This window comes from Acinetobacter sp. CS-2 (genome assembly GCF_016599715.1).
Taxonomy (GTDB): Bacteria; Pseudomonadota; Gammaproteobacteria; order Pseudomonadales; family Moraxellaceae; genus Acinetobacter.
On the sequence record NZ_CP067019.1, the window covers coordinates 1,724,074 to 1,742,884 of the forward strand.

At 36.6% G+C, this 18,811-nt stretch carries 21 protein-coding genes; 7 read left to right on the top strand and 14 right to left on the bottom strand.

The genetic code is table 11. The features are described from left to right. Nucleotides 1–137: 137 nt before the first annotated feature. The 6 genes from JFY49_RS08605 to JFY49_RS08625 all read right to left on the bottom strand — a co-directional run bounded on the left by JFY49_RS08605 (nt 138) and on the right by JFY49_RS08625 (nt 4,033). The gene (locus JFY49_RS08605) at nt 138–362 is read right to left on the bottom strand and encodes a hypothetical protein (protein WP_200222583.1); all 225 of its coding nucleotides are present in this window, start codon (nt 360–362) and stop codon (nt 138–140) included. Nucleotides 363–957: 595 nt separating this feature from the next. After that, a complete protein-coding gene (locus JFY49_RS08610; protein WP_200222584.1) occupies nt 958–1,254 on the bottom strand; it encodes a hypothetical protein in 297 nt (98 codons plus the stop codon). A gap of 769 nt (nt 1,255–2,023) precedes the next feature. Further along, nucleotides 2,024–2,257 carry a hypothetical protein gene (locus tag JFY49_RS08615; RefSeq protein WP_086197365.1) on the bottom strand — a complete coding sequence of 78 codons (234 nt, stop codon included), beginning with the start codon at nt 2,255–2,257 and terminating at the stop codon, nt 2,024–2,026. Between the two features lie 634 nt (nt 2,258–2,891). Next, a complete protein-coding gene (locus tag JFY49_RS08620) occupies nt 2,892–3,056 on the bottom strand; it encodes a hypothetical protein (RefSeq protein ID WP_200222585.1) in 165 nt (54 codons plus the stop codon). A gap of 508 nt (nt 3,057–3,564) precedes the next feature. After that, nucleotides 3,565–3,690 carry a hypothetical protein gene (locus JFY49_RS17530; protein ID WP_227609428.1) on the bottom strand — a complete coding sequence of 42 codons (126 nt, stop codon included), beginning with the start codon at nt 3,688–3,690 and terminating at the stop codon, nt 3,565–3,567. 133 nt (nt 3,691–3,823) lie between these two features. Continuing rightward, nucleotides 3,824–4,033, bottom strand: coding sequence for a hypothetical protein (locus JFY49_RS08625; protein ID WP_200222586.1), 210 nt, complete (start codon nt 4,031–4,033; stop codon nt 3,824–3,826). A 610-nt stretch (nt 4,034–4,643) separates the two neighbouring features. On the opposite strand from JFY49_RS08625, the gene JFY49_RS08630 reads away from it, so the two are divergent. The 3 genes from JFY49_RS08630 (at nt 4,644) to JFY49_RS08640 (ending at nt 6,291) form a co-directional block, all read left to right on the top strand. Then, nucleotides 4,644–4,892 carry a hypothetical protein gene (locus JFY49_RS08630; protein WP_200222587.1) on the top strand — a complete coding sequence of 83 codons (249 nt, stop codon included), beginning with the start codon at nt 4,644–4,646 and terminating at the stop codon, nt 4,890–4,892. Between the two features lie 205 nt (nt 4,893–5,097). Next, complete coding sequence (locus tag JFY49_RS08635; RefSeq protein ID WP_200222588.1) at nt 5,098–5,724, top strand: SOS response-associated peptidase; 627 nt, start codon at nt 5,098–5,100, stop codon at nt 5,722–5,724. 333 nt (nt 5,725–6,057) lie between these two features. Then, nucleotides 6,058–6,291, top strand: coding sequence for a DUF2171 domain-containing protein (locus JFY49_RS08640; protein WP_200222589.1), 234 nt, complete (start codon nt 6,058–6,060; stop codon nt 6,289–6,291). Between the two features lie 450 nt (nt 6,292–6,741). Here the strand turns inward: JFY49_RS08640 and JFY49_RS08645 are convergent, their stop codons facing one another. The 4 genes from JFY49_RS08645 to JFY49_RS08660 all read right to left on the bottom strand — a co-directional run bounded on the left by JFY49_RS08645 (nt 6,742) and on the right by JFY49_RS08660 (nt 11,487). After that, nucleotides 6,742–6,963, bottom strand: coding sequence for a hypothetical protein (locus JFY49_RS08645; RefSeq protein ID WP_086197372.1), 222 nt, complete (start codon nt 6,961–6,963; stop codon nt 6,742–6,744). Nucleotides 6,964–7,036: 73 nt separating this feature from the next. After that, nucleotides 7,037–7,180 carry a hypothetical protein gene (locus tag JFY49_RS08650; RefSeq protein ID WP_200222590.1) on the bottom strand — a complete coding sequence of 48 codons (144 nt, stop codon included), beginning with the start codon at nt 7,178–7,180 and terminating at the stop codon, nt 7,037–7,039. Nucleotides 7,181–7,876: 696 nt separating this feature from the next. After that, nucleotides 7,877–10,003: a catalase HPII gene (gene katE / locus JFY49_RS08655; protein ID WP_200222591.1), complete on the bottom strand. Its 2,127-nt coding sequence runs from the start codon at nt 10,001–10,003 to the stop codon at nt 7,877–7,879. Nucleotides 10,004–10,071: 68 nt separating this feature from the next. Further along, nucleotides 10,072–11,487, bottom strand: a complete 1,416-nt coding sequence (locus JFY49_RS08660; RefSeq protein ID WP_200222592.1) for an iron-containing redox enzyme family protein — start codon at nt 11,485–11,487, stop codon at nt 10,072–10,074. Nucleotides 11,488–11,723: 236 nt separating this feature from the next. Between JFY49_RS08660 and JFY49_RS08665 the strand changes: the two genes are divergently transcribed. The 3 genes from JFY49_RS08665 (at nt 11,724) to JFY49_RS08675 (ending at nt 13,176) form a co-directional block, all read left to right on the top strand. Then, the gene (locus JFY49_RS08665) at nt 11,724–12,194 is read left to right on the top strand and encodes a CinA family protein (protein ID WP_200222593.1); all 471 of its coding nucleotides are present in this window, start codon (nt 11,724–11,726) and stop codon (nt 12,192–12,194) included. Nucleotides 12,195–12,406: 212 nt separating this feature from the next. Then, on the top strand, nt 12,407–12,772 hold the full coding sequence (locus JFY49_RS08670) for a hypothetical protein (protein ID WP_200222594.1): 366 nt from the start codon (nt 12,407–12,409) through the stop codon (nt 12,770–12,772). 92 nt (nt 12,773–12,864) lie between these two features. Next, entirely contained in the window at nt 12,865–13,176 is a 312-nt protein-coding gene (locus JFY49_RS08675; RefSeq protein ID WP_200222595.1) for a hypothetical protein, read from the top strand. Nucleotides 13,177–13,845: 669 nt separating this feature from the next. Here the strand turns inward: JFY49_RS08675 and JFY49_RS08680 are convergent. The 4 genes from JFY49_RS08680 to JFY49_RS08695 all read right to left on the bottom strand — a co-directional run bounded on the left by JFY49_RS08680 (nt 13,846) and on the right by JFY49_RS08695 (nt 18,127). Continuing rightward, nucleotides 13,846–14,079, bottom strand: coding sequence for a hypothetical protein (locus tag JFY49_RS08680; protein ID WP_086197447.1), 234 nt, complete (start codon nt 14,077–14,079; stop codon nt 13,846–13,848). A gap of 275 nt (nt 14,080–14,354) precedes the next feature. Continuing rightward, on the bottom strand, nt 14,355–15,443 hold the full coding sequence (locus JFY49_RS08685; protein WP_200222596.1) for a YheT family hydrolase: 1,089 nt from the start codon (nt 15,441–15,443) through the stop codon (nt 14,355–14,357). 83 nt (nt 15,444–15,526) lie between these two features. Beyond that, nucleotides 15,527–15,937: a nuclear transport factor 2 family protein gene (locus JFY49_RS08690; RefSeq protein WP_200222597.1), complete on the bottom strand. Its 411-nt coding sequence runs from the start codon at nt 15,935–15,937 to the stop codon at nt 15,527–15,529. 165 nt (nt 15,938–16,102) lie between these two features. Further along, nucleotides 16,103–18,127 carry an NADPH-dependent 2,4-dienoyl-CoA reductase gene (locus JFY49_RS08695; RefSeq protein WP_200222598.1) on the bottom strand — a complete coding sequence of 675 codons (2,025 nt, stop codon included), beginning with the start codon at nt 18,125–18,127 and terminating at the stop codon, nt 16,103–16,105. A 136-nt stretch (nt 18,128–18,263) separates the two neighbouring features. Here JFY49_RS08695 and JFY49_RS08700 point away from each other — a divergent pair, with 136 nt between their 5' ends. After that, on the top strand, nt 18,264–18,806 hold the full coding sequence (locus JFY49_RS08700) for a PadR family transcriptional regulator (RefSeq protein ID WP_200222599.1): 543 nt from the start codon (nt 18,264–18,266) through the stop codon (nt 18,804–18,806). The last annotated feature ends 5 nt before the right edge of the window (nt 18,807–18,811 follow it).

Below are 18,811 nucleotides of genomic sequence, written 5' to 3' on the forward strand. Positions count from 1 at the left end.
TAGACTCTGATACTTAGACAGCTCAGCACTGCAAAATTCTAAGTCTTGTTTCGCTTGTACTTTGTCTTTTATAAGCACCATCAATAAGAAAAGCCCCCCTCATTACTAAAGCAAGAGGGGTTTCTGGTTCAATCCAATCACTTCAAGTGAACAGTAAGCAAAATCAAATTATCTTTGATCTCCGCAACGCCGTGTTTATATCCATGCTTGGAGCAATAATCTAAAAATCTATTTAAAGCGTTTCCGACTAATGAAGATACGCACACCTCTATCTTAACAATGCCATCTTCTGGTGCATTCAACCTACGGAATGAATAACCTAACAACTCTTCAAATGTTGTCGTAAATGTTGATACTTTCATTTTAAAACTCCGTTATTTCTATAAAGTAACGAAGCAATAATGCCCACCAAACAAGCTAGACTCAATATAAAAATTAACCTAAGTTATTGAATTAATATAATTATATTAATTAAAAATACTAAATCAATGAATTAAATAGGTTATTTAAAAAGTAACAAAATTTAATAAATTTAAAAAAGAAAACCCCCGCCAATAATGCATATTGAGCGGGGTCTTATGTGCCAGAATATATCATCCATCCGGCAATGGAGAACTATTTTTCCCTTAAATAATCCCGACACAGCTGGATTTCTTCATCATCAATCGTGTAATCGATTTCTGTCGCACCATGTAGTCCAAGTAAACAATACAGAAACTTAAGCATGATTTTTCTCCTCACAATTAAAAACCCACTTACTCCTTCAAATAAGCGGGCCTGCGCTACAGTTATTTTCTTCATTTTCTTGTGGTTGCAAAATTAAAATAGCACTGAAAATTTGACCACAAGGTATAGAAAATATAGATAAATTGTTGAGTTGTAGAATTATTAAGTTAATTCTATGTTACTTATCCACTAAAAGCCTGATCTATGCCAGAGCTTTGATTGCTATGTGAACTAACTTAGGTGTATTGGAATATCTTCAACAACTGTAAACTCTGCAGCATAACGAGTCCTAAGCGCTTCAGTAATCTCATTAAACATCCGCTGATACTCTTCAGTGATATAAGTAGCTTTCTTTATTTGCTCAGTAGAATCAGCAACAATTAACAATAACTTTCGGTTTTCTTCCTTTAATTCTTCATTCTCTCGCATCACCATTGCCAAGAATAACTGTAATTCATCTTTAGTTAATACACTACTCATAACACCAGCTCGGTATTTTTTCCAAAAAATAGCAAATGAGTGTGACAAATAAAAATCACACCTTTCGATGAGTTCTTAAATTTAATTCTTTAGCTTTTCATTCGTTTAAGACACTTTAACAAATTATCGTATTTATCACGTGACATTAAATTACAAACCACTAGACCTGAATATTGTCCCATCGCCTATGGATGTATCATTAGGATATTTTAATTATGGTGAAACAGGATTTATTTAATTCGATCTAAATATCGACCATATGTGATCCATTTACACTTGTCACATTGCCACTCACTACGAGCATTTAAGTGATTAATCTGATCACGATGAATAGTTCGAATCAGTTTGTAATCATGCTTGCAAACAATAGATTTAATAATTTTCTTAATCATATCCCACCATTTTTTTAACTGAATTCCCTAAACACCACTCACACCCTATATCTACACACAGTACCAGTATGAAGTAGAATTAAATAAGGTATACAGTTTTCCCCTATGCAAAAAAAAAGCCCACTCATGGAAAGACGATGTGGGCTTATAAACTAAGGAACTTGGGAGGTCATTCAGAAACTACAGCAGTTTCTGATGGTTATTTTGTACACTATTCAAATATTTTTCAGTGGCAAAACATACCAAAAAATAAAATAATGATAATTAAATCACATTATTAATAAGTCTTAATTAATGATTTATACAATATGAAAAAAGCCTGCTTAATGTGAGGTATCTAAGCGGATGACTAGCATAAAGACTTGCTTTTTTCAGGAAATAAAAAGCCCATATTTCTATAGGCCTATTTTCTCTAAAATTATGAGCTATACATATTTTAACTCAAACTGGTACTCATCTTGGGTAACCTTAATTTTATGCTTTTTATATTTACGTTTGTTCGGATTTATAGCTGAATTCATCACCTCATCATGAAATGATGTATCCCCCATTAAGCAAACATAAGCTTTATATCCTAGCAAGATTTTCTCAACTTTTTTGCCTTTTTTGGCAGCTGCTTCAAGCAATTCATCTAATTTTTTTAGTTCTATATCAGACATCTGTATTTACCCTCTGTTTGGAGGATACATTCTGACATACTAAAATTTCAAACTGAATCACCTATAAAATGGATTGATCGAAATTTTATCAAAAAGAAAAAAATCCACCTTTCTATGAGCTTCTTTATCAATCCAGTCCATAACTTACATTTAGACCATGTATAACATAACGTTAATATGTCCATGATCAAGATCAATTGCACTGAAATAAAATAATCATGATAAGAAAAAAATTGATGCTGCCCATTTGACACAAACCATGTTCATTTTTCGATCGATTTATGTGGATTATTCGTTAATAATCAAATGAATTGAGAAAATTTTTATAAAATTATTATGTGTTATTTGCCTCACAATTGCCTTTAAGGTAAATCAATGGGAGAAAGCAAATGTTAAATAAAATAATGATGATAGCAAGTAGCATCGCTGCCTCTGTGGTGTTAGTCGGCTGTATACCCTCAATGCTTAACTCTTCTACGGAAAAAAATTTAGCAAAATTGCAAAACAAAAATTGGGTGATGACCGAAATTAATAGAACATAGAGATCATTTAGCCCTCATGAGAGGGCTTGTATGGATTACTCATATCACCTGAATCATTCAAAACACATTTAATTTAAATACAAAACAACATGTTATTTATGTTGTTTTTGCGGATTATTGTGTTGATTAGGTTGCTGCTGTACATTCGACTGTTGATTTTGCTGATGACCTTGCTGATTCTCTTGTTGCTGCTTGTGTTTATCACGATCATGCTCTTGATTATGCTGGCTCATTTGAAGGGGTTGTTGATTAACCATTTCAGTTTCCTTCCTCTATTTAGAATCTGTACATGAGTTAATCTACTATTTAATCTTGCTTATCCAATCTTAACTTTGTATCAATTTCATTCAATGTAATTTGGATGCATCTAGATGATTGATCAGCAACAAGGCCGTTTTAAACTCCTTAACATTTCTACATCATATGCCATTTTACACTAGCCAAAATCCATCCCCATCAAACCAAGTCGAAGCGATTTAAACCCCGTCAGGCATGTCGTTACAAGTCTATTAAAGCGGTAAAATGCCTTAGTCATTTTTACCACATTTGCGACATTCCTGAACGTACCCATGCTTATGATCCCAATTGAACTCATAAACATGAATACAAAACAGTTTACGAAATGTATTAAGCATATTTTTCACCTCACCTACCGGCTTAGGAAAAGTATTTATACTTAATAATATGGGTATACACAGCATCACTTTCAAACAGTAAGATAAAAAACTCAGACCAAAATAATAAAATAATTCAGCAATTTTGATTTTACTGATCTTTATCCATGGAATGAGGAGTGGTGGTTTTATCTTGCTGCGAAGTATCACTATCCTGTTTTTGACATGCACTTAGGCCCAGCATCATCACCAATCCTACAAATGCGAGTTTTTTCATGGTCGATCCTTAAATCTTTTAAAAATTAAGAATAGAAGAGATACTCACTTACACGGTTCAGTTTTTGCAGCATAAATGTAAAAACAGCTTATTTATTCAATTTTTTATTTACAGCTTTTATAAACCATAAAATTCAGATCACAATTTTCCATAAGACAGAATGTTCTGCTGTTTCAATGAAACCTATCACCTCATCATTTTCATTGAGCTTAGGAATAAACTGATGATTATCCATATAATAATAACCAGCATGATCTTGCGCTTGAGCCAGAGTGACTTCATCGCCTAAAACCTTGTTAATCATTCGCTCTTCGCCTGAATTAGGGTTTCTAATTTTGATCATAAGGATTTATCTTCATGTATATTTTGATCTCTATCATAAGAAATTAGAGCTTAAGCTGTGAATTAATTTGTTAGTTTGAATGTAAACTGGTTTAGCTTTTTAGTTTATAAAACTGAACAAATAAAAAGAAATATATAAATGAATCGTTGATAACTTTTTCATACATTATGTTATTTAATGTTTGCCTCACTAAATTTATTTTTTAAAGCTTCTAATATGTTTTAAGCAGTTAAAAAAATAGTAAAGCAAAATGAATAAATATCCAAAAAGCCCATCCATTAAAGTCCAAGCCCATCAACCAGGTATTCAGATGTGGAACGGATTGCTTGGGCTACCGTCAATAAGCAGGATGGTGGTAGCAAGAAAAAAGACACCATTGAAGATTATTCTTTCTACAATTCTATAAAGCTCTTTCATCAGGGCTTTATTTGATTGATCTGCCTATAACCCAGCAATTTTACCGCTTATCGGATGGTATAATTACAAAAACACTCTAACAGCATGATTATTATTAGCTTATAAAATATACGCTGACATTATTCACAATTTTTAAAGGTTCAAATGAATCAACACCGTTAAAATCTTAGTTTACCCGTCACAGGGGTGAATAGTGATGACACTCTATTGCATAAAAAAGAATCAAAGCTTTCTCGCTTATCGAGATCAATTTGATGACTGCCATAATTGGCAAATGTCCGACCTGGATTTAGCCTTAGCCAGCCCATGGTACTGGACGACCGATAAAAATGTAGCCAAAATTTTTATAACCAAAACTGAAGCAGAAGTTTTTCTAACTACCCATTACGGAGAGTCTTTTATCCTGGAGGAAATAAACTTGTATAGATATGAATATGATTAACTTAATTTAACTCAAATCTATTACCAGCCCGACAATTTTATTTAGTGAGCTGGGTATGCCTTACAAGACAGCCCAGCAGCTAAAATCGCCATCAACTACTTATTATTATTGGTTTGAGTACGAATAGTGCTAAATTTGTAAGATTCATGATGCCAGCCCACTTTTTTGCTGTAATTGAGGATAAATAAAAATTAGGGATTGTTCCATGTGCGCAAATTTTGAAGCAATTAAAAGAAATAGAGCATTTCTTCTCGGTCTTTCCGAACCACAGTTCCAATATCCTGATCATATTTATCCCTTATATGATGCCCCGATTTTAATCCATGGTGCAGACCAGCCAGAATGGGATCTTGCCAAGTTTGGTCTGATTCCTTCTTGGGCAAAAGAATTAAAATATGGTCGTCACACCTATAATGCCAGAACTGAAACCGTGTCTAATAAGCCCAGTTTTCGCCACGCCTGGCATAAAAATCAGTTTGCCCTTGTGCCTGTCGAAGCCATTTATGAACCCAAATATATAGATGGCAAACCGCACTGGTACGCAATTTTTCGGAAAGATGAACTGCCCTTTACCCTTGCCGCCATTTATGAAAATGCTGTGATTGAAAACAAGCAAGTTCGCTCCATGAGCCTGCTCACCATCAATGCAGACCATCATCCCTTTATGCGGCAATTTCACACGCCAAAAGATGAAAAGCGTTCGGTCATTGTTATTCCTGAAAATGCGAGAATGGACTGGTTAAATTGCAAATATGATGAAGCAAACCAGTTCTTCTTCGAAATGCAGGATGAATATCTTGCTGTTCCCAAAAATCGTGCAGCAACGACATGACGTTAATATCCACTATTTATCTTATCTGTCACTCATCCTTGCAATCATTTTAAATGCTAATCGAAAATGATAAAAATCCAAGCTATTGGATTTAATTTTTTTCTTGATCGTCATTTCTATAAACTTAAAATTATAAAGAACATAGATTATTAAATATTAAATTGAGCTACACATTTTAATTAGACGCAAAATTTACTTTCTAAAGCATGATATTTATACACTAAGGTAAAGTTGCTTAAAGATTTGTTCCCTTTTGCATATATAGGGCGCGCAATATCGGAGAATCTCTTAAATTAGAGGATACAAAATGAGCACTATCAGGAGAGCTATGAAATGGCTACGATCAATGCAAATGATATTACCAAACATGCAGAGGTAATTTCTTCAGATGGTCAAAAAGTAGGAACTGTAGATCATATTCAAGGTACAGATCAAATTAAGTTAACAAGAAATGAAGAAGGTAGTCATCATCTTATTCCACTTTCATGGGTGAGTGAAATTAAAGAAAATCAAGTAATGCTGAATGTAGATGCTGAAGAAGTCAAAAGTCATTGGGTGGCTGCTTAAGCATCTTACAACATTGATATAAGCCCTTTCTTCGCTTGGAGGGCTTATTTAAGCTTAATAGCCTTAAAATACCTGAGCTGAAAATTTCATTAACATTATATCAAAGCTTGAAATATTAAAGACTTTTTATTTTAATTTTTTTCTGATGACTTTATTTTAATTAAATTCATCTTTCTATATTTTTATCTTTAAATGCAGATTTTATCAAAGCATAAACCTCTATTTATTTGAAATTCTCTTTACATACCCAAACCTCCCCCTCTATACGTACCCGATCCGGCCCAATCAGGTCTAATCTATGACCATAATAATTGGTCAGATTGAGAAAATTCCCATTCTTGTCATAATTCGCCCATACGCCTCGCTGAATGTCCGGGCTATCAAGTTTATAAAATGTAACGAGTTTCTGTGGATATGTGGTTACTGTATTATTCATTTTACCTGACCTTGTTAATTAGCAAAATAAGGTACATCCTCTTCAATAAAGAATACCTCTCCCGTAGAGTTCAAAATCCATTGATTAGTGCCCATAATCTTTGTTAATTGTTCTTGTGATGAGTCATATACATTGAGCAAATGATTTTCTTCATCATATTCACCGGTATAAATTACGGTGGGTGTTGTATCAAAATCCTCATTCATTTTATGGGCTTTTACAGGTCTGATATTCATACTTAACTCCTGTCCTGCTTAAAGGGGCTTTCCCCCTTCAAACTTCCTACTGACCACCCTATTCAATCCTGCTTTATTTTTCATTTTGAGACTGTTTACCAGACTCTTTTTGCTGATTATGTTTATGGTCTTGCTGTGGCAAATGATGTGGCTGTTTAATCGGTTGATTCCTTTGATTCATATCTGTTTGATTTTGAGGTTGAGACTTATTAGACATAACACTATTCCTTATGCTATTTTTATTACCATTACTTAATGACAATCAATAGCCTGATTATTAATGACAATATTAAGCATATACTCAAGTTAACCGAACAAAAACAATCATGATGTATCAAAATATAATATTGCAATAAAAATATAACTATAGAACTCAATATTCTTACTAAAGCAATATTTAACACAGCAAATAAATAAATTATTAATAGAATTTTTTAAATAAAAAAAATAATGATAATTCTTATACATATGTTAATTATGATAATTTATCATCATCTTAAAATAATACTTATTTCACAAAATTTAAAATAACATGAATACATAAATAATACATATAAATAAATCTCCCATATTTATCAAATGGCTCCAAAGTAAAGCTTATGATTTTTAATACAATAGACTTCTTCATAATTATTGCTAGCTTCTTTATTTTTATCTCATAGACAGAAGTAAAAAGGACTTATGAAAGAAGTCTAATATATATTAAAAGTTAGTCTTCTGATTCAACTCATCAATAAGCTTTCGAAATTTAAATCGAACGATAATTTAAGTGCTTAGTCTCAAATCGTATGTGCAACTCAACAATAGCTACACCAACTTGCAAGTGCATTTTAGAAAATTAAAATTGTTCATTCGAAAAACACCCATCATGAAGATGGGTGTTTTTAAGAAATAGTCGCGAAAATATCGAAATTTAAGCTGGAACGGCGTCGGCAATCGCTTCGCGTGACCAGACCCGATGATAACGAAGCAGGGTTTTAAACTGTTCCTGTACAGAGGAAAAATTATCTGTACTTAGCGTTCCATCATCATGGGGTAATTTAAGCTCATGCAAAAGTTCTTGCTTATCTCCTAACAATACAATCGGCTTCAGGTGCTTGTAGGCTTCCAAAAGATAATGTTTTGTCACGCCGTCTTTTAACGCTTGCTGGTAATTATCACCATCCACAATCACCACAGCATCATAAGCAATGGAAGGCTCTGCTTTTTGCATACCATCCGATGCAACTGGAGACTGCTGTTGATTCATCACAGGGCCCGGCGTTGGCGTCAATATATGAGCAACTACTTTTTCAGCCATAGCCCATTGCTGAATCGCATCGATATTCTCTTGGCTCACCCCATCATGTACCAGCACGGCTATTTTTTTAGCTTTGATATCTTCAGGAACAAATGCCGTCATAGAAAGACGCGCCGATTTTTCTACCGAGGAAGATTTGGCCGGATTTTGGGGAGCTGTGACCTCTATACCCAAATTTTTACCGACCTGTTGGGCCAGATCCAGATCTATATTGGCCAATACTTCTTGCACTTCACGTTGGCGGATATGTGGATGCTGCACTTTACTCAATTCAAAAGTATAGGCATCTACTACGTGCTTCTGTTCATACGGTGCCAAGCTCTGGTAATATAGTCGAGCCTGCGAAAAATGGTCTGAAAAAGCCTCACTGCGCTGGCGGATTTTTTTACCATCAATTTTTTCCTGATAACTCTCAAAACCGCCATCCTGTGCAGCGGATGGTGTTTCGACTGGCCAGTTGTTATCAATCGAATTCGGTTGATACGATGCCTGACCACGATGAATAAAAGTTTGATGCATGGCATCACGCTGGTTGTTATGAAAAGGACAAACTGGTTTATTAATGGGCAACTGATGAAAGTTTGGGCCACCCAAGCGGCTCAATTGAGTGTCGGTATAAGAAAATAAACGTGCCTGTAACAGAGGATCATTGGTGAAATCTATACCCGGTACAATATGGGCCGGGCAAAATGCCACCTGTTCAATTTCTGCAAAGAAATTATCAACATTACAGTTGAGCACAAACTTGCCAATTGGCGTGACCGGAACCAATTCCTCAGGAATGATTTTTGTAGGATCAAGTAAATCGAAATCAAACTTCATTTCATCTTCTTCAGCGACAATCTGAATACCCAGCTCCCACTCCGGATAATTCCCCGACTCAATCGCTTCATATAAATCCCGACGGTGAAAATCCGGGTCTTTACCTGCCAGTTTTTGTGCCTCATCCCAAACCAGCTGACTTAAACCTTGTTTTGGTGTCCAGTGAAATTTGACAAATATGGCTTTTCCGTCGGCATTGATCATACGGAAGGTATGGACACCAAAACCTTGAATCGAGCGTAAATTACGGGGAATGGCACGATCCGACATCGCCCACATCACGGTATGGGCAGACTCGGGTACCAGGGAGACAAAATCCCAAAAAGTATCATGCGCTGATCCTCCGGTTGGTATTTCCGTATGAGGTTCAGGCTTTACGGCATGTACAAAGTCCGGAAACTTAATGCCATCCTGCACAAAGAAAACCGGAACATTATTGCCGACCAAATCATAATTGCCTTCATGAGTGTAAAATTTGATGGCAAAACCTCGAATATCTCGTACGGTATCGGCAGAGCCACGGGGTCCTTGTACCGTAGAAAAACGCACAAAAATGGGTGTCTGTATGCCGGAGTCTGTTAAAAAGCCCGCTTTGGTATATTGTTCATTGCCCGGATAAGCCTGGAAATATCCATGTGCCCCTACACCACGTGCATGCACAATCCGCTCAGGAATGCGCTCATGATCAAAATGGGTGATTTTTTCCCTTAGGATAAAATCTTCCAGTAAGGTCGAACCTCTTACACCTGCCTTTAAACTGTTTTGATTATCTGCAATCTTTACGCCTTGATTGGTGGTCAGTGCATGATCTGTAGCATCACTGCGTGAAGCATCTAACTGCTGTGTTTTTGCACTTTCATTTTTTTTGTCTAAAGTACCGGTGCCTGCTACTTCACTTTGCTTGGCTTTATGATTCATCTTGCGCCTCTTTTCTATTGTATAAACATGGGTTCGATAACGTAAATGCGTGGATGTTATGGCTGACATCAATTGGTGAATTTCTGATTGCTTAAAAAGGGAAACAGGAACTCGACCAAACGTTGGGTACACCAGAGTCCTGTTTCACGATGATGGGCATGAGGAGCTAAATAAGGCAGCAGTTTATTGATCTTCATAGCAAGGTTGCCAGTTTCATAAATCTGATGCTGAATATCTTCAAGCTCCCCATCGGATAAAAAACTGAACATATAATTATTTTTATCTTTATGGTCCAATTGGATTCTTCGAGCGTTCAAATTGGCATATTGAGCAGATTCACCTGCAATCCAATCATAAATGATCTGCTTTTCAGTAGCAGTAAATACGCCAAACATTTTCCCTTCTTCCTGATTAATCAGCTTCCAGAAGCAGCTTTCTTCAGGATCGTAACCCAGCTTGATCCATTTTTTATCAATGAGTACCTCAACAAACTCTTCTACCGAGTCTGGCGATGCAAGCCACGAATTAATCGTTTTGTTATTAAACTTGCATTTGTCATTGTGAATGACATTACCGATCAAGGCTTTTCGTTTTAAAATTTTAATTACCAAGGCGTCTAAATTGAGATTTTTAATAATTTTCCTGGAGGACAAGCCTTTATCATTCAAAGCGAAGCCAATCTTCATTTTCTCTATAAAAGACTTTTTATCATTGAATTTACTATATATTTTTTCAAAAGCTTTAATGGATAAATATGCATGACCATTATCAATATTGTCGATGGTAATATGCAGATTGAAATATTTTGAATCTATTCCTAATTCTTGTAGCTCATAGTTAGTGATCAGCAGATGTAATGGAAGTTGCTCATAGGCCAGATTAAAACCGATGATTTCCGGAATGAACTCGGGGGGTGCATAAGCCAGCGCGAGTTGAATGGCAGGTTGATGATAATATTCATCCTCCAGATCCAGTACAAAATGTTCCAGCCCCAAATTTAAGATAAGATCATCAAATAAGCATACATGATTAGATGTGGCGAGTCCCAAACCGAGTTCTTCCAGATAAATCTGGATTAAGTCTCTAAAAACCGGATCATTCCAGTAATGGACAATACTAAACAACCATGAACCGTCTACCCTCTTTACCGGCGCAACCTTAATCAGAAATTCGAATGCCTGACCCACATTTTTAAAATATTCTCGCCCTGCCCCCCTATTTCTTTTTTCTAAATAAGCCTGATATTCAGCACATTGAAACTTATTATTTTCTAGAATCCAGTCCTGGATTTTACTGATATCAGGGGGAAAATCGATGGAGTTATAAGTTAAGCTTTGGATTTCTTTTTTTAAAAAATATGAAGCTTTTCTTTCCTTTTCTTGAATAGAAACCTCACCATTGAGAAAAAAAGTAACCAAATCAAAATAATTTTGATGATTTTTATCAACCAATTCTAGTAATTGCTTTTTTACTGCTACTGGCATTTTTTATTCTCCAAGCGGTAATTAGCATATAAACTTAATTCACTTGGGTTTCATGAAAAAAGCCTATAATTGTTATTATTCGTTTAATTTATGTTGAATCAAAAAATAATCAGTTTTTATATATCAAATATTTAAAATACTCATACTCCAAAAAAATGAGAAACTAGTCACCTTTTAAAAAATATTTTATTTGTTTTTTAGAATATGAAGATGAAATTAAAATAAAGCGAAAAAATATGATGACTCAATGTTGTGAATTATTGGCTAAAGAAAAATTAAAAGTGACTTTCATTAAAAGCGCTTCCGCAGGTTATTTAGCTTACCTATTTTCCCTGACTCCATGCTCTGGAAAAATTCTAATTGGAGGTTTAGTGTGTTATGACCTGAAAGTTAAAGAAAAAATACTGAAAATCTCTCCAAAACTGATAGCAAAATATACACCTGAATCTATTGAAATTACTGAAGAATTGGTAAAAAAAGCAAAGAATATGTTTACCTCAGATATTTATGTAGGATGTACAGGATTACTCAAACCTGGCGGTTCTGAAACTTCAGAAAAACCTGAGGGAACTTTTTTTTATTCAATTTTATACAAAAACAAAATATATAATTACCGATGTTTGTGTAAAGGAAAGAAAACAGAAAAATTAAATAAACTGATTCAACAAATATGTAAAAGCCTCATTAAAATTATTAAAAAAATTTAATAAAATAATAATTAAAATTTAAATTTGTAAATATCAATACACCTAATAACCGATATATTTCATAGATATAATATATGATGTAATTATTATAATTACATTTAAAACATTATGTAACATCCATTTTATTTTTTAATGAAATATTCATGCTAATAATAATTGTATCTGGTTAAACAGATTTTATTAAAAATATATATTATATATGAGGTGTAGAGATGACTAATCAAAATCAACCCCAACAACAAAATGATCAACAACGCCAACAGCAGCAACAGAACGACCAACAACGTCAACAGCCTGGCCAACAGCAAGGCAATATGCCTCAACAACAGCAACAAAATGATCAGCAACATCAACAGCCGGGTCAGCAGCAAGGCAATATGCCTCAACAGCAGCAACAAAATGACCAGCAACGTCAACAGTCTGGTCAGCAACAACAACCTAATCAACAGCAACAGCAAACTGGTCAGCAACAAGGTAACCCGCAACAACAGCAGCAAAATGATCAGCAACGTCAGCAAACTGGTCAACAGCAAGATTTTCGACAAAATCAGAATGACCAAAATAATCAACAGCAATAATGCGTTGATTGAACATTAAATTTCACATTTTAGAATGTGAAATTGTATTTCATTGCTTGGCTATTGATTCCGAAAATTAGGAGCTACACAAAATGACTGATCCCACTTTAGAAAATCAAAACCGTACGTCAAATAATGAGTCTGATCGGTATTGGCGTGAAAATTATTCCAGTCGACCTTATTATCAAGATTTACAGCGTGATATTCCCGATATTGATTATGACAAGGATTTATCCTCTGCTTACGAATTTGGAAGAAATACACGCTCTGAATATGGCGAAAATGCCCGTTTTGAAGACTCGGAAAATAATCTTGAAAGCAAATGGGAACAGTTTAAGGCGAACTCTCGCTTAAAGTGGCAACAAGCGAAACATGCTGTAAAAGATGCATGGGACAGAATATAAAGAAATGAAAATTTTCATTTAAAATCCTACTCACGAAAAAAGCACCCTCGGGTGCTTTTTATGAAATATCTTTTTCTGATTAATTAAACATTTGCCCAAATGCATAAATCACAAACATCAGCATCAGTGCAGATGATGAAGTTACAAGGAGTTCTATTGTTTTCATAACCCACTCTCACTTCCTTATCGTGGAACTTTCTTTATACACAGATATTTTTTGTCAGACAATAACAATTATTGACATAAATGTATCAAAAAATACTAAACATATAAATATCACATTTTAAAATCTACACTTTCTCTCATTACAAATACAACAATTCATTGCAAAATATGTCGCTTGTTTTTAAAACATTTCCTTTATTTTAATATTTATTTATTTTTCAAAAACTTAAATCTTAAGTCTTTAACTTTTTACTTACATTTAAATATTCAGCTCATAATATATGATTGAACTTTCCTGTTAATTTTTACTACCTATTTTTAGGGGGTTTCATGGACTCAGATTTAAATTTTTTTACAACTTGTAGACTTGCTCTCTTCTTCACTAACTGCTGTCTAGAGATCCATCAAGAAAATATTTCCTGACTTGTTCAACAGGCAAGCTCAAGTAAAATTTTCAGGCATTAAAAAACCGCCTTAAAGACGGTTTTCGTATTGCTCTAACCCTTACACCGCATTTACATGCGCATTAAGCCGGAACATTTCATTTACACCCGTATAGAAACTGCGGCCATCAAGATTCAAATCAATTTCAATACCGGATTCAAGCAAGACTTTTTTGCCTACTTCAACCCATTTAAACCCATCACGGGTATTTTGCATTTTTTTAAAAGGAATTAACGACACAACAATTTCACGACCATTTACCGATTTTGCAACTAAATTTTCAGTTTTATTCAACATTTACACCAATTTTTTAATACCGATAGAAAAGCCACCATTGGCATTTCAAAATAACAACCTTAACTTGGGATCACTCGAATGAGAGGAGATTTCTCGTATACCAATTTTGAACGAGAACATTTTCATGTCAGTTTTATTGTTGAAGCTATTATAACAGAAATACTGATTTAAGTCTCATTAATATATCAGTGTTACAAATTACAATTGTATTAAAAGATTTCAGGTTTTTTACCCTATCGATCCTTACATGTAGAAACATGCAGAAAATTACTTTACTGGTATACCCGCAAATAATCTGCAATCAAACGTGCTGCCCAAGATTCAGGCTGTTTAAGGCCCTCATAAAAAATACAGTGGCTGCCCTTTTTAGTGGTCACAACCACAATATTTGGCATCTTCTGAAGGGTTTCCTTATAAGGCTCCAGATTCCGGATATGACACACAGGATCATCTTCCGCATTTAAAATCATCAACGGAATTTTGACATTTTCAAATACATGAATCGGATTGGTGGCCTGATTATAGTCTTCAAAGCTGCTATAGCCTGCCAGTTCAAAATAATAAGATTGAAACTCCAATAAATTCCTGGCAGCAAGCACTTTGGGCAAGGAGGCGGTTTGTTGCCAAGTTTCGCTATAAGGGTGAATAAAGGATTCAAATAGCTTTTTTGTCATCACTTTACTATAGAAAGGATGTACATTTTGAAAACCCAGTTCAGTGTCATAACCGGGACACAAGGCAAATGCTGCCTTAAACGGTGTTTGCTCGCCTTGTTCTCCTAAATAGCGGACCAATAGTCCTGTGCCCGCAGATGAACCAACCGCATAAAGGCTCGAATCTGGAAATTTGCTTTCAATATATTGAATCTGTTCACGTAAATCATCAGTCGAACCAAACATGGAAATTTTTGGAACAGGCAGAGGTAAATTGGCATGGCCACGGCGCAAACATAAGGCTACACGCCATCCGGTATGTCGATGCAAGTCACGAACCAGCTCGGCCATACTTTCCGGTGTACCCATCAAGGTAGGCATCAACACAATAGTTGGGGCATCTGCGGGAACATGAAGCCCATACCAGGCAATAGCCGTGATCCCACCATCGGACATTTTCAGCTGTTCGATCGCATCATATTTAAGTTGCACCGCTTTTTTTTTGATTAAGTCAAAATAGATCAAATGCAGATGTGTATTTGACAACCACGGCGTTGGACGGTATTTCTGTTTGAGTTGGGGCAAGACTTCAAGCATCTGTCCTGCTTCACCTTGTGGATCATAGTACAGGGTAGGTAATTCCGCACCTGTAACCTGATCGACAATCTCTTGCACCAACTGACCGATTTTATTGACCACAAACTTCATATTCGGTTTACCTCAAAAATGATGTAACGCAAAATACTTAGTACATGTCATTCCATTAACAGTTCATACCTTTACTATACGCTTTATGCTTTAGGCATAAAAGCAGCCATACGCTGCCCCATCTGTACCGCCAATGCTTCCAGACCACTCTTCGGACGCAGCATTACTTCAAAATCAATAATTTGACCTTGTTCATTAAACTGAATCATGTCGATGCCTTTAAGTTTTTTTTCACCCACATTGGCGGAAAACTCCAGCACCACATTCATTCCATCTTCAGTATAGAATTCGCGGTGGTAGCTAAAGTTTTCAAAGATCTGGATCACATTACTCAGAATAAAAAAGACCACCTGTTTGCCCGGATAAGGGTTATATGCTACCGGTGAACGAAACACTACATCTTCAGCCAGTAATTCATTCAGAATAGACATGTCGCCTGTTTGCAGCATTTCATGCCAGCGCACAATTGCCTGTTTTGTGGTCTCGATGGTCATTTTAGCTTCCTTTTTTGTTTTGGTATTTAAAAAAACTCCTCCCTGAGCAAGTTTTAAAGCATTGCCTTAAAACGAAGCGCAAGAAAGGAAGATTGGGAAGGATTAATTTTTAGCATTCATTAATAAGAATCCCCCTTTTACAAAGGGGGACTTCATTGAAAGAAATTAAATCACAGCCGCTAAGTCAGCACCTTGACGGATGGCACGCTTGGCATCCAGTTCACCCGCTTCTTTGGCTCCACCAATCAAATGCACATTTTTACCATCCGCTTTCAGTTGATCGAACATCGCGGTGAAAGGTTCCTGACCGGCACAAATCACGATATTATCGACTTCTAAAATGGTCGGCTGACCATTCACTACAATATGCAAGCCCTGATCATCAATCTTTTCATAGCTGACTCCTGCCAGCATTTTCACTGCACGGTGTTTCAAGCCAGTACGGTGAATCCAGCCGGTGGTTTTACCCAGGCCCGCACCCACTGAACTTGCCTTGCGTTGTAATAAGTAAATTTCACGATTGGACTGTTCTACTTGTGCATGCTTCAATCCACCAACATTTTCATAACGCGTATCAATACCCCATTCATTATAGAATTTTTCAGGATTCAGGCTGGCGCTATCGCCTTCATGGGTTAAATATTCTGCGGTATCAAAGCCGATACCGCCAGCCCCAATAATCGCGACACGTTGACCGACTGGCTTACGTTCTTTTAATACTTCGATATAGCTCAATACTTTAGGATGATTAATCCCTTCAATCTCTAAATGACGCGGAGTGACACCTGTCGCTACCACAATCTCGTCAAAGTCGGACTGGCTTAATGCTTCATAGGTCGCAGGATGATTTAAAAGCAGTTTAATATTAGGGTGTAATTCAATTTTACGTTTGAAGTAACGCAAGGTTTCATAAAATTCTTCTTTGCCTGGAATGGTCTTGGCAATATTGAACTGACCGCCAATTTGATCGGCTGCTTCGAAAATGGTGACCTGATGTCCTCGTTCGGCCGCATAGGTGGCGAAACTTAAACCTGCCGGTCCTGCGCCAATCACGGCAATATTTTTAGTCTGAGTCGTTTCCTTAAAAATCAGCTCCGTTTCATAACAGGCACGCGGATTGACCAGACAAGATGCAATTTTCATGGAGAAAATATGATCCAGACAGGCCTGGTTACAACCAATACAGGTATTGATTTCATCACTACGTCCTTGCTCTGCTTTTTGTACAAAGAAGGCATCGGCAAGCATCGGACGTGCCATGGAAATCATGTCAGCATGACCTGAAGCCAACACATGTTCCGCCATTTCCGGAGTATTGATACGATTAGACGTAATAAGAGGAACTTTGACCAAACCTTTCAGCTTTTGAGTGACCCAAGTAAATGCTGCACGTGGTACTTTGGTAGCAATGGTCGGAATGCGCGCTTCATGCCAGCCAATCCCGGTATTAATAATCGTGGCACCGGCTTTTTCAATTTCTTTGGCCAGTTGCACCACTTCTGCAAAGGTAGAACCGCCATCAACCAGATCCAACATGGATAAGCGGTAAATAATGATAAAGTTTTCCCCTACCGCTTCGCGGGTACGCTTGACGATTTCAATCGGGAAACGGATCCGGTTTTCATAACTGCCCCCCCATTCATCATCCCGATGGTTAGTGCGTGCAGCAATAAATTCATTAATCAGATAGCCTTCTGAACCCATAATTTCTACGCCGTCATAACCTGCGTATTGCGCCAGTTTTGCACAGTGGGCAAAGTCAGCAATAGTTTGTTGTACTTCTGCGCTGGTTAAGGCATGCGGTTTAGTCGGGTTGATCGGTGCCTGAATGGCAGATGGCGCAACCAAATCAGCCTGATAGGAATAACGCCCGGTATGTAAAATCTGCATGGCAATTTTACCCCCGGCATCATGCACCGCCTGGGTAATGACTTTATGTTTTTCCGCTTCTTCTTTAGAGTCTAATTTCGCTCCACCTGCAAAGGTCAGACCTGCATCATTCGGTGCAATCCCGCCCGTCACAATCAGCCCTACACCACCTTGTGCACGTTCTGCATAAAATGCCGCCATACGCTCATAACCATGTGGAACTTCTTCCAGCCCTACATGCATGGACCCCATCAAAACCCGGTTTTTAAGTGTAGTAAAGCCTAAATCTAAAGGCGCTAATAAATGCGGGTAATTAGACATACAATCTCCTTGGCGTGCTTTCTCAGCTGGCGAATATCTTTTAATGCAACTTGTTGCATTAAAAGATATTCCAGATTTTATTTTTATGCAACATGTTGCATAATGAACTTGTAAAGATTTATTGACTGAGCCGTTTATGTCCTTAGCCCATGTTTTATTGACCAGCCTGATTGAAAAACCCAGTACCGGTATTGATTTGGCTCGTCGCTTTGACCGCTCCATGGGATTTTTCTGGAATGCAACCCATCAGCAGATTTACCGTGAACTCAGTGCTATGCAACAAAAGAACTGGATATCCACAGTTGAAGATCACGGCTCCAATACACGTAAAAAGACTTATCAGGTTGAAGCTCTGGGGCGTGCCGAACTGGCCGACTGGATGGTCAAGCAAAGCCCGCCTGCCCAATTGCGTGATGACTTAATGGTCCGTTTGCGTGCCGAAGCTCAACTCGGTGGTAATAACGTGTTGCCGGAACTGGAAAGACATCTGGTATTGCATCAACAAAATTTAAAAATTTACCAAACTATTTTTGCCAAAGATTTTGCTCATGGGAACGATCAGGACCGCACCCAGTTTATTCATAAAATGATTCTGCAACTGGGGATTGATTTAGAATTAGGTTGGATTCATTGGCTGGAAGCGGTGATTCCACAATTAAAAGCGTTTAATCAGCAATAATGGAC